Here is a 12,243-nt window from a genome sequence, read left to right on the forward strand (position 1 = left end):
CTTATTCTCCTTCAACAGGCGTTGGCACAGACACAGGGACTGCCGCTTTCTTTACGCCTTTTGCCTTTAAGGCAGCTTCAATAACTTCAGGATGATATTTTTCAAAATACGCTTGCACTATATCACGCACGATCGGAGCGGCCCCGGTGCTTCCATGGCACGAGTGCTCTGCTAGTGCAGCAATGGTGATCTCCGGATTTTCTGCCGGAGCAAAAGCCACATACCAACCGTGATGGCGCATATGAATAGGGCGGCCTTCGCACTTCGCATAAATTTGGTCTGCAGAAAAGCCCATGATCTGCGCTGTTCCAGTTTTACCAGCGATTTGTACGCCAGGAACTTTCCAGTGTTTTGCAGTTCCGCGTTCGCCGTTACCAACGCGTCTCATACCTTCTTTAACGACTTTGAAAGTCTCTGGACTGATCGAGATTCCGTTGGATTGCACTTGTTGTAAATCGCGAATGACTTGCGGGAAGTTTTCTCTTAAAACTTTGCCGTCTTGGTCGATCACTTTACGCACTAGGAATGGCTTAACAACTTTTCCTTCAGTACCAATCGCATTGTAAGCAATCGCCATGGAAAGTGGAGTCACGTTCACGAAGCCCTGTCCAATGGCGGTACTTAAGTTTTCGCCTGGTTGCCACTCTTCACCCACTTGGGCTTTTTTCCAAGCAGAGTTTGGCATGGTGCCTGATACTTCGCGCGCTAGTTCAATACCGGTTTTCTGACCGATACCCAGCATGCTGATGTAGTCATACATTTTATCAACACCCAGAGCGATACCCATCTTATAAAAGAACACGTTTGATGAGCGCTCTAACGCTTCATAAACCGTGATATTACCGTGACCGCCTTTTAAGTGGTCATGGTATGGACGACGACCAAAGTAAAACACGCCCGGTGCACTTACGATGGTAGTTGGAGTAATAACTTTTTCCTGCAACGCCGGAATTGCTACTAACGGTTTGAAAGTAGATCCTGGAGAATTGTGATCTTGGATAACTTTATTACGTAAAGGCTTAAACGGATCATTGATCAGTTTTGACCAAGTCTGTGCCGAAATGCCCGTTGAAAACTCATTCGGATCAAAAGATGGGGTGCTGACCCACGCTAAGATTTCGCCGTTAGTTCTCATCGCGACGACCGCACCGATACGATTTAAAGTCATGAACGACTTAAACGCCGCTTCTTGAATATCACGGTCAATAGTAAGAACCGCGTTGTTGCCATGAACAGGGATTAGATCCTTAATCTGTTCACCGTAAATGTTCGGAGTTTGCGTGACAGTCTCTCGTCCGTGGGCATCGACCTGAATAAAGCTCACGCCATCAGCGCCACGGATGTCTTTTTCCAAAGTCTCTTCAAGCCCGCTTTTTCCGATGATGTCACCTTGCTCAAAACGCAATGCACCTTTGTAAAGGTCATTTAAAACAGGAAGCTGACGTTTCGAAATCTCACCCACGTAACCGAATAGCTGAGCGCCATTATCTTTCAACGGGTAGTAGCGAATGATAGATTCACGGATCTCAAGTCCCGGCGTATCTAAGCGCATGCGCTTTAAACGGAAAACCTCTTCGCGGCTTAAATTTTCTTTCAAGCGGATTTGTGCGAAGGGTCCGTTTTGACGGCGGCTTTTAGTTACTTTCAAGACAACTTTATCTGGCTCCATGCCTAAAATAGGGCCGACAGTTTTAGCTAAGGATTCAAGATTTTCGATATATTGCGGCGTAAGAATCGCCTCAAAGCCCGGCAAGTTTTCAACCAACACCTGGCCATCACGATCTAACAATAAACCGCGGGGAGCATTGATTTTGTTTTGCTTAATACGGTTCTTTTCAGAGAACTCGCGCAATTCATTTCCTGAAATAACTTGAAGATACCACAGACGCATTGAAAAAACGGTCAGGGTAAAAGCCATGGCAAAGTAAAATAACTTATAGCGGCCCTGATACTCTTTTGCTTCATCGGGATTGCTGACGTAAGTACTCATAACTCCAATCCTCCCGGCTCATGCATAAGTTCATCCTGCGAAATCTTATCGATCTTAGCTAGAACCCAATACATCGGAAAAGCAAAGGTGGGAGTCAGGATGATTTGTACAAGGCGATCAACAATTTCAAAACTCGCGGGATTTTTTTCTAATACCATTGACGTGAAAAAATAAATCAAATGGTAAGCCACGACCGAGAAACTGCACATAATTGTATAGTATCCAGAGCCTGACCAGAAGACGCGACTTTTAATTCCATAGACTAAAGTAAAGAGAATCAATAAAGAGATCCACATCATCTTTAAAGGCATCGCCGTAAAGGCAAGCAAAGCAAAGCCCATAGCGTAAATAATCAAGATCGCCGGCATTGGTTTGCGATAAAGGGTCACATACACAATCAAATTCAGCCACAGCATCGGTGCCGGCACATTGCCGAAAAGTTGAAACCATAAGGTGGTTTGGATCCCGGCAACTGAAATTAAAACTGCAAACAGAACTAGAAAATTCAGAATAGCGTTCCAGCGGATTTTCACTGTTTTTTCTCCTCAGGTTTTTTCGGAGCCACTGGAGTAGGAGCATTGGCAGCTGGAGTCGGAGTTGCAGTAGGGGATGGAGCTGGTGTTGGTGCCGTCACTGTTGCTGGCGCGTTAGTTAAATCCGCAGGATTCACAGCCGGAGCCGCACCTTCAGCTTGAGGCGCATACTTATCACCAAAATCAATATTGTTGGCGTTAAGAACGATGAACACTTCTTCAACCTTATAAGGATCCACTACTGGGCGCAGATCTACTTTCAAAGAAACGCTGAATGTTTTTCTTTCAACCGATTCAACGATCGCCACTGGGAAACCTTGTGGAAAGATATTATCTAAGCCGCCAGTAACTACTAGATCGCCCTCTTTAACGTCTTCTGTTTTCTCTACATATTTTAAAGTACCCGTGTTTTGACTTTTACCTTCAACGATCCCGTGGGCGCGGGTTCTTTGTACGATACCGTCAACAACGGAATAACGGTCAGTGATAAGCATGACGTGGGAAGTGAATGGTTCAGGCTTATAGATATGACCAAGAACACCGCCGGTTGTGATGACCGCTTGTCCTGATTTCACGCCGTCGTTAGTTCCTTTATTAATAGTCACCGTATTGTGATCGATAACCAAATCGCGACCAATCACTTGTGCCGCCATCAAATTCATTTTTGATTCTTCTTTGAAAGCAAGAAGTCCGCGCAGACGATCGTTTTCTAATTGAAGCTCTGCCATTTTTTCTTGGCGGGCTTGCAATTCGTTGTTGGTGCTTTTAATCAGCTCAGTTTCTTTTTTGATGTTGATTAAGTCGACATACATGGCTGTGGTGTCAGTAACGCCGCTGCTGAAGCTGTAAAAACCTTCAGAGACAGAGCTTGCTAACATCGTGAATGGTTTTGCCAGCCAATTGGATTCTTGGGGTCTTTGCTGCATGTTGATAGAGATTAACGGCAGAGCCAGGACAATCCCGATCATAATTAATTTTTTGAGATCAAAGTTGAAAAAGTTCAAAAGTCACCCACTGTGTCGTACTAAAAAATTATATTTTAAAAACTATTTCTCAACGCTAGTAAAAAGACTGAGGGATTTCAACAATTTCCCCTTGAAAAAATAGAAAAATCGTAAGGTAATGAAACCGCTTGAGGGCGAAGGCCCGAATCAAAGTTCGTTTAGGAAGGATTTTTTATGAGCGATTCTATGGCAGATAAAATGAAAAGAAAGCTCTCTGCAAAGAGCGTAACTGCGATTGTGCTATTCGGCGCTATCATTCTTGTATTCGTATTTTTTGGGTTGCCGGGACAAATGGGCGCAGGCGTAGGTTCTGTTGCTCGCGTGAACAACACTCTGATCTCTGTGGCGGACTTCCAACAGGAAGAAAATCGTATTCAACAATACTACCAAAACCTGTTCGGAAATCAGATGGATTTTAGCTCTCAGCGTCAACTTCTTCGCCAGCAAGCGCTAGAAAACTTAGTGCGCATGGAGCTTGTTTCTCAAGCTGCGGAAAAAAATGGCATTTTGTCGACAGATGCTGAAGTTAGAAACTTCATCGTTAAAGACATTCCGTTCTTCCAACAAAACGGCCAATTCCAAAGAGAATACTATTCTCGCTACCTAGAGTCGACTCGTTCCACTCCAGGTAGCTTTGAAAGAAAAGTTCGTAAGGACATCGCGAACGTGCGTACGCGCAGTCTATTTGAACTAGTTTCTAAGCCATCAGCAGCTGAAATGAATCAGTTGAAAGCGCTTAAAGGTCACAAAGTAAATGTTCAAGTAGCTAAAATTGACGAAGAGGCAGTGATTAAAACTATGCCTCGTGAAAAATTGGATGCTTCTTTGAAAGCTTTAGATGAAGCGTTAGCAAAAGGTGATGAAGCCGCAGTTCAAGCTCAATTGAAAGAACTTAAAGTTTCTTGGGAAGAAACTGGTTACGTTGATTTGGGCGCTGACAACTTCCCAAAAATCCAAAGCGCGACAGCAACTGAAGCTGTGTATGAACTTAAAAAATCAGAACCACTTTTAAAACGCCTTGTTCGTGATGGCAGCAACAAGTTCGTATTGAAATTGAAAGATTCAAAAGTTGAAACTGTAGTGAATCTTGAACCAATGACAGTTGAAATGATGCAAAAACGCCGTGCTGAAGGCATGTTCGAAGCATGGATCAACCAATTCCGTTCTAAGTCCCACGTGACTATGAACACAGATGCTCTGCAATTGAACTAGCAGTATGCTGCAATTCGTAAGAGAAATTCCCATTCGCATAGTATTACAAGGAGCCCTGTCAAATAGACGGGGTTTCTTATTTTACCTATCGGCGGGATTTTCTGGCGAGGTTGATCCGTTATCAGGAATGACAGTCAATCTTATGGCCGTGGATGAGTGGCTGACGGAATTAAAAGAAGATCTTGAAGAAAGTCTTTTTAATTCTCCCACGGAAAGTTTGACCCACGCCCTTGCAGAAATCATGGCAGTATGTCGACTGAACCTGCTTGAAAAAGCGGAAAAAGAAAAAGTTGAATTAGTTAGCCTGACTTTCCGGGAAGAAAGAGCCTGGTCCTTTAGTTGGAATAAAAAGCTTTCCCCTGAAGAAATGCTTTTCACGTACTCCCACTACCTTGAATCTTTATCGACGGCTGAGCGCTTTGATTTATTAAAAATTGATTTCCAGTGGCTGCGCGTGGCGGGATGTGAAGAAGACCTTCAGCATGAAGGATTTAAACTTCTAAAAAGTGTGAGCCATGAACCGGCAGTACAGCTAACCCAAAAGCTTTCTGAAAATATTGAATATATGCTTAAGTCAGGAAGCCATCTTAAAGGTTTTTCCATTCATTATTTGGGCGAAGGATTCAGTGTCACCTTGCCGTAATATGGCAACGCTACGTTTTCCATTTAAGCAGCTTGGCGGATCGCCAATTTCAGGCAGGGTGTACAGAGTTTAAACAGCCGATCGATCCCCAGTCGGGCCCTATTGTGTATGGGGGCCCGCACAAGATTTGAATAGATATCATCTATAACCCTGTGAGGACCTATGAAGTTTTTAAATCTTTTAGCTGTTGGTGCTTTTTTGGTTTCAGCGAACGCTTTTGCCGAAACTTCTTGGGAAGATGACATTCGCACGACCACCTTCTGTGTGCAGAACTTCAATGCCTATGGTCCCATCTATGCACCGGATGTAGCGGGGCGAACAGTTAAAATGACGAAATTCCTAAAAAGCCAGTCACCATGTGATGTAGTTCACTTACAAGAGGTTTGGAATAAAGGCCATATTGAACAAGTCGAAACTGCCTTAAATAGCTTTTACCAAGTGAGTGCTCCAAATAAGGAAGAAACAATCGGTGTCATGTCGATGTTCCGCGGAACTATTCTTGGCAAACAAACAGTCGCGTTTAATGTTAATAACGAAGGCGGAATGCTAGATAATGTTCGTGAGGCTTTCGACGTTAAAAAAGCATATCACGTAGTACAATCAAACCTGAATGATGTGGAAGAAAAAATCTTCTTCATGAACACTCACTTGCATCCTTCGTCCCAAGCGGTTCGCTTAACGCAAATTCTTGATTTATTGCAGTGGCGCTTAAAAAACCAATCAGAAAAAATGGTATTGTCCGGAGACTTTAACGCTGACATCGACAGTCTAGAACGCAAAGTTTTGATGTTAAGCTTAGGTGTTCGTGATTCGATGGAGGAATCATTCGGCGGAAAATATCCAGCGGGCTATTGCACTTATTGCTTTTTAAATAATTTAAGCTTGATGTTCACAAATCACACTTTCGATTACATCTTCTATTCAAATGTTGGTCAGGCTGATACACAACTAAGACCGTTCGATGGCGAAGTGAATATGAAGGGTAAAACAACATTTGGTATCGCCGAAGGTTGGTCAGATCACTTCGGCGTTCGCGTGAAGTTCGCGGTTCAACCAAAAACTGCAAACGATATCAATATTGAAGTTCGCAGAGAAGAGGCGTTAAAAGCCCTGGCTGATGCCGATGCGATTTTAAAAGTGCAAGAGCGCGCAGAGTTCAAGCCATATTCGACTTTGGTTCAACAACTGGCAGCAGAACTTAAAGACCGTAACGGCACTTTCAATAGCTATTTTGAAAGTTATCGCTAAAAACAATAAGGTTCAGTGAATGACCATTGAATCTTATCTTTTTAAAAATATCTCTTTAAGATTAATCTAAATGTTTCGGTGTGAAAGCTTCCGGGAAGATTTCTGGGAACTGGAAGCTTTTGATTTTACCTTCCAAATTCGCTGTGTGAATAACAGTCTGCTCGTTTGCAAACTCTGCAATAACCTGGCGGCAAAAACCACATGGCGGCCACGGTTTTTCAGCATCACTGACAACTAAAACTTCAGAGATTACTTTGTGAGCCCCTTCGCTGACGGCTTTAAAAATCGCCACACGTTCTGCGCACACAGTGCCGCCGTAAGAAGCGTTTTCCACGTTACATCCTGTAAAAATCTTGTCTCCCATTAAAACGGCGGCGCCGATATAGGCGTTAGAATAAGGGGCGTGGGCTTTTTTCTGAACCTCACATGCTGCTTCAAAAAGTTTTTTCTGTGTATCTGTCATAGGCCGATATCTTCCAATATTTTGTTTAAAGCAATCAAGGGTAAACCCTGGATCGCAGTAAAATCGTCTGTTTCGATTTTATCAAAAAGCATGATGCCATGTTTTTCGATCTTATAACTGCCAGCGCAATCGGTGGGTTCATCCAGTTCGACATACCGTTCCAGCTGGCTTTGTGAAAGTGTGCGCATCGTCATGCGGGTGATGTTGGTATAAGGAATGGCTTTATCGCCATCAAATACGCAAATAGCGGTGATCAATTCATGGGTTTTACCCTGCATCGCCATAAGCTGTTTTACTGCATTTTCTTTAGTGTGGGCTTTGCCTAAAATTTGCCCTTCAAAAGACACCAGTTGATCACCACCAATAACGACACGGTCAGAGCTTTTAAGGCTTTCTGCTTTCATAAAAGCGAGCTTTTCAGCCAACGCTTTCGGAGAAAGTTTCGGGTCCTTTTCTTTATCCTCATCAATAAGCGGGGCCGTCGCGGTGAAGCTGTAAGCCAATCGAGAAAGAAGCTCTTTACGGTATTTTGAGGTGCTACCAAGTATCAGTTGTTTTTCTGCCATAGGCTTTCCACTATAGGTCAAAATAGCTGTAAAAACTATAATTTAAGAGCCAAAGCCCCGGTTTTGCGGTAAAGGTCGAACGCTATGACAAAAAAGACTCTTCCTGATGTTGCTAAAGAAACCCATTCTGAAAGATACGCCCCGATTGATTGGGTGGGCATGGGCTCTATCGAGTTGCCGTTGTTATTAAAACAAAGTGACGGTGTATATCGCATTCCTGCACGCGTGGATGCCAAAGTCAGTTTAGATAAAAAACCTTCTCGCGGCATTCACATGTCGCGTTTGTATCTCATCACTCAAGAACTACTATCTAAAAACGAATTGTCCTTCGACCTGTTGGGTAAAACTACGGATGAGTTTTTAAAAACCCACGAAGATCTTTCCAGTGAAGCATCAGTGCAAGTTCAGTTTGAAGCACCACTTATCCGCAAAGCTTTAAAAAGCACAAATCAAGCTTGGCGTTCATATCCAGTGATCTTGTCTTCATTTAATCATGAAGGTAAGAAAAGCTATTTCGTTGAAGTGGTTGTGACTTATTCAAGCACGTGTCCCGCTTCTGCGGCTTTATCTCGCCAATTGATTCAAGATGGATTCAAACAACAATTCCAAGATCAGTCGGTTGATTTTGATGTGATTCATTCTTGGTTGGGAACAACTCAAGGGATCGTGGCAACTCCGCACGCGCAACGCAGTTTTGCCCGCGTGAAAGCGGAAGTTGGCATTGATTTCCAATACGGCGATCTTATCGATGTCGTTGAAGAAGCATTGCAGACAGCGGTTCAAGGGGCCGTGAAACGTGAAGACGAACAAGAATTCGCCCTTCGCAATGGCCAGAACCTTATGTTCTGCGAAGACGCTGCCCGAAGAGTGAAAGAAGCTCTTGATACTAAAGCAGGCGTTCTAGACTATGTTGCTGAATTCAGTCACGTAGAGAGTCTTCATCCCCACAACGCGGTTTCGCATATTTCAGCAGGAAAAAAACTGCGCACTTTCCAAATCTAAAAAGGAAAAAGGGAGCTTTAGGCTCCCTTTTTTATTTAGTTAATCACCGGATCTAAAAGATTGTTTCTTCTGAATCGTTCCATATAGCTGTGTCCCTGGAACTTACCAACTTCCGGAGCCCAGTAAACGCCTTCTTTCTGATGACGGAAAGTAGGATGGCTTAGCTCAAGCATATTTGAAATACTTGTGATCATCCACATATCCTGGTCGCGCACGAAATCACGCACGTGGGAAATATGTTTTGCGCGTTTACCAATCAAACGATCTAGGACGCCGACCAAATCTTTGGCTTGTTGATCCAAACTATAATCGGGGGTCATGCTGTTCCAAGCACCCAGGATTTTACGTGCGCCTTTGCTAACATCATCGATGGGATCGTTGGGTCTAATATAGCGATCATAACCTCGCGTAATGCTTAAATAGCGAATGTTAGAAGGACTGCTGACGCTTTCTAACAAGCTACGTAAAGCCGCTTTAGAAAGCTGCCAACGCATAGTCCCTTGGATTTCTGGGTAAACTTCAAGTTCGGATGGCATTCTAAATCTAATGTAGTTATCAGTGCCTGAACGTTCTTCAAAGAATTCTTTAAAATCCTCTTCAAATTCTTTACGGGTGCAATAGTTGTCGAACATAGAAAGGTTGATGATCACCTCAAGGTCCTTAAACTGGCGGTGTTTTTCATCCGGCGTTCCTTCAAGGTTAATACTGATATGCTGTCCTTCGCCCCAGAAATGGCCAACGAAATTAAAAGCACCATCAAACATTCCCGTGGTGGTTTTTTCATTCCAAACTCGACTGAAGGAACGGTCATAGGAACGGTTTTTGTGGGCTAATATAACCTTCTGTCCATCAGCTTCAATGGTGTTAACCCCTGTATCTGAACCATAGTTCCAAAAGATAAAACCCAGCTGAAAGTTTTTGTTTTTTCCTAAATCACTCAGCTCATGGGGTTTTACTAGCTGATCCAATGAGCTAAAGTCATTGTCAATCAATGCGGTGTCAAAGGCTTCTTGTAATTGCTGCTGACCTTGTGCACTTTCATTTAAAGTGTCGACCCTATATAAACGATAGGTTCTTTTAGCCTTTGATGCTTTTAGGTGGGCTGCCAAACGCACATAGGTTCTGACGTCAACTCCACTTTGAATGGCTGCGGTTTTAATGTGATCTGTTGTAACCTCTAACAATGTATTGTGGGGTTTGGCGAAATAAACTGTTTTGACTGCAGAAATACTGAGTCCTAAAAGTGCTGCATCAATCTGAATATCATCGATGATCTTGGTTTTTGATTGGCCGATAGATGCGCCAATAGAGTGAGTGACAAAAAGCTGTTCCCCAGTTCCCAAAGTGCGGCGTATTTCATAAACACTGAATGGATTTAATAAAGAGAAAAACCGATTCGTACCTACTTCCTTCATAGTTGAAACACTGTGAAGATATTCGAATGTGTAAGTATAATATAGTCCTATGGGAGTCGTGATTCGATCAGAGACCAACCCGATTGGCAGGCTAATGCTGATTTTATCTTTCAGTAGATAACGTTTTTGTCCCGGACCTAATTCAGGATTTACACTGACAGCTCGTGAAGCGGCAAATGAAATACCTCCGTTGACCGTAGTTGTTCCCAGATCAACAGTGAAATTCCCTTTGCCATAGGTTTCAGGATTAAAAAGTGTTAAAAACTTATTCTGCAGTTTATTTATTCCTAAAACGATAGCGGCTTGTAGCGGTGTGAAGCGATTTCCCAAAATGGGTAAGGTATTGCCCGGGATTTCTTGTGCGCCTTCTTTCAAAAGACCATCTTCATTGATATATTCCGGGTACATCGCTGACAAATCCGCTTTACCTAAAACGGGATGAAATTTAAATCCTTCTTTCTGTAAATCAAAATCCACGATCATCTTATTAAGACGATTCTTAATTTTTTCAGAATATAAAGCCCGCGCCGGAGCAGGAAAGCCTGACTCTGCCATGATACTGTCAATTTGCCAGGTCTGAATTCGCGCCATTCTGCGGGCCAGCCACTTCACATCGCTATAAGTAGTATCCTTCCATGTTCGATGATCAAATACAGAAAGAAAGAATAAATGAATTTTATCTTTATGGATTTTTGTGAATTCCCAAGGATACAAATTGACCGTGCCAACGTAACCCAAAAAGCCTGGAAGTCCCAAAGCAGAACTGGTGTCACTGATAAAGAAAATCGGGGACCATCCACGCGCTGGATCTTTAATAGCATCAACTCGGGATTGGTATTCAAATTGGTCTTGAAGTGCGATTAAGGCATTATACAAAACCATCGCGCGATATTCACGACGATTGCGCAGGCCATTGTTTCCCATGCGAAAAGGGCCCATACGACGATATTCGTCTTTATCGGGATAAGCTTCTAAGGTGACGTTTTTTAATATGACTGCATTTTCACCTGGAATGCGATCTATATGAGTCATCGCAGAACCCATCTCTAAACCATGAACAGAGCGCCACTGTGCTAAAAAATGCTCAAAAGTCGTATCACCTAATATAAGTTTTATTTGTGAGCGGAAAGTGGTGGGATTTGCAGGGTATCCAATAATCCGGGCTAAGTGATTTACAACCGGTGCCACGTAAGCTTCAAAACCCACGCGCAAGGTGACGTCTTTCTTTTTTGGATTTCCCTTTTTATTTAAATCGTTTTCATCAAACCAATGGGTTTTAAATTTAATTGTTCCATTGCCCATTCGCTCATAGTGAAAAACCGGCAAAGTGTCATGCTTAGGTGGGAAGAACTTTTTTCCTAAATAAACTTCCTTGGCTGGATCATAGGCTTCTACCTCATTATCAGTCCAAATAGGTGAAGAGGGTGGATCTAAGGTAGAAAGATCCAAACCTTGACGACGTGCTAATTTCAGACTTTCCTGATCTGCAAACCTACCATTTAGTAGCAAGTTACTGGCTTGGGTTTTTGGCGAATCGTCGAGTGAAAATTCATAAAAGTTTTCAGCTAAGTTTTTAATGCGGTCCGAAGCTTTTGAAAACAACGTCATTGGATAAGGCGTGTAACCTGCAGCAATGAATAGTAAGATCGTTTCAACTTTTTCGTGAATCTGCAGGGGTGTCATTTTTTTATAGGCAGCTTTTAGTTCTCTGGTGTGCTCAAGTGCAAACAAAATAGGTGCGATGGTTTCAGCTTCTTCGTTCTGCGCTTCGACGCCTTCTTTTTCGGCTTTTTCGTTTTCATAACCGTGGGTAAAAATTAAATTCGTCTTGCGATTCAATTTTGCAGAATCCATCAAAAGGCCTTTATGATGTTCCAAAAAGGAAATCAGGCGGTCCAATTTAAGTGGGTCAATACCGCCATCGCTATAAAAGTAAGCCGAGCGATACTTGTTTAAAGCTCCATCATGTCCAGAAGAAATAATTCCTTCCGAAGGCGAATACGGACTGGTGGCCCAAAGAAGATTTGGAAATAGAAATAAGAGTGCAAGTAAGCCAAACAATTTTCTCATAGGATCCCTCTTAAAAAATCTTTGAAAAGGCTAGAGGAACCCTAATTTGAAGGCTAATTGCAAATTTGTTGAATCGGTTATTTGCTTGTAATGCTTA

General features: G+C 42.8%; 10 protein-coding genes. 4 read left to right on the forward strand and 6 right to left on the reverse strand.

Annotated elements, in window-relative coordinates; translation table 11 throughout:
* Position 1: 1 nt before the first annotated feature.
* The 3 genes from mrdA to mreC are packed head-to-tail and all read right to left on the reverse strand — an operon-like array spanning position 2 to position 3,491.
* A complete protein-coding gene (gene mrdA, locus MNR06_RS01685; RefSeq protein WP_243538240.1) occupies positions 2-1,990 on the reverse strand; it encodes a penicillin-binding protein 2 in 1,989 nt (662 codons plus the stop codon).
* A complete protein-coding gene (locus MNR06_RS01690; RefSeq protein ID WP_243538242.1) occupies positions 1,987-2,523 on the reverse strand; it encodes a hypothetical protein in 537 nt (178 codons plus the stop codon). The genes mrdA and MNR06_RS01690 overlap by 4 nt, the downstream gene beginning before the upstream one ends.
* Entirely contained in the window at positions 2,520-3,491 is a 972-nt protein-coding gene (mreC, locus tag MNR06_RS01695) for a rod shape-determining protein MreC (RefSeq protein ID WP_243538244.1), read from the reverse strand. The genes MNR06_RS01690 and mreC overlap by 4 nt, the downstream gene beginning before the upstream one ends.
* A 210-nt stretch (positions 3,492-3,701) precedes the next feature.
* Here mreC and MNR06_RS01700 point away from each other — a divergent pair, with 210 nt between their 5' ends.
* The 3 genes from MNR06_RS01700 to MNR06_RS01710 all read left to right on the forward strand — a co-directional run bounded on the left by MNR06_RS01700 (position 3,702) and on the right by MNR06_RS01710 (position 6,630).
* Positions 3,702-4,739 (forward strand): SurA N-terminal domain-containing protein, encoded by a 1,038-nt coding sequence (locus MNR06_RS01700; RefSeq protein ID WP_243538246.1) that lies wholly within the window; start codon positions 3,702-3,704, stop codon positions 4,737-4,739.
* Between the two features lie 127 nt (positions 4,740-4,866).
* Positions 4,867-5,382 (forward strand): hypothetical protein, encoded by a 516-nt coding sequence (locus tag MNR06_RS01705; RefSeq protein ID WP_243538247.1) that lies wholly within the window; start codon positions 4,867-4,869, stop codon positions 5,380-5,382.
* 162 nt (positions 5,383-5,544) lie between these two features.
* Positions 5,545-6,630, forward strand: a complete 1,086-nt coding sequence (locus tag MNR06_RS01710; RefSeq protein ID WP_243538249.1) for an endonuclease/exonuclease/phosphatase family protein — start codon at positions 5,545-5,547, stop codon at positions 6,628-6,630.
* A 61-nt stretch (positions 6,631-6,691) separates the two neighbouring features.
* Here MNR06_RS01710 and MNR06_RS01715 read toward each other — a convergent pair whose 3' ends face one another.
* Together MNR06_RS01715 and MNR06_RS01720 are read right to left on the reverse strand one after the other, a co-directional pair.
* On the reverse strand, positions 6,692-7,093 hold the full coding sequence (locus tag MNR06_RS01715) for a cytidine deaminase (protein WP_243538251.1): 402 nt from the start codon (positions 7,091-7,093) through the stop codon (positions 6,692-6,694).
* The gene (locus MNR06_RS01720) at positions 7,090-7,659 is read right to left on the reverse strand and encodes a Maf family protein (RefSeq protein ID WP_243538253.1); all 570 of its coding nucleotides are present in this window, start codon (positions 7,657-7,659) and stop codon (positions 7,090-7,092) included. Before MNR06_RS01720 ends, MNR06_RS01715 begins: the two co-directional genes overlap by 4 nt.
* A gap of 84 nt (positions 7,660-7,743) precedes the next feature.
* Between MNR06_RS01720 and folE2 the strand changes: the two genes are divergently transcribed.
* Positions 7,744-8,661 carry a GTP cyclohydrolase FolE2 gene (gene folE2 / locus MNR06_RS01725; protein ID WP_243538255.1) on the forward strand — a complete coding sequence of 306 codons (918 nt, stop codon included), beginning with the start codon at positions 7,744-7,746 and terminating at the stop codon, positions 8,659-8,661.
* A gap of 35 nt (positions 8,662-8,696) precedes the next feature.
* On the opposite strand, the gene MNR06_RS01730 is transcribed toward folE2, so the two are convergent.
* Positions 8,697-12,146: a hypothetical protein gene (locus MNR06_RS01730; RefSeq protein ID WP_243538257.1), complete on the reverse strand. Its 3,450-nt coding sequence runs from the start codon at positions 12,144-12,146 to the stop codon at positions 8,697-8,699.
* Positions 12,147-12,243: the final 97 nt, after the last annotated feature.

The sequence above is a fragment of the Bdellovibrio reynosensis genome (assembly GCF_022814725.1).
Taxonomy (GTDB): Bacteria; Bdellovibrionota; Bdellovibrionia; order Bdellovibrionales; family Bdellovibrionaceae; genus Bdellovibrio; species Bdellovibrio reynosensis.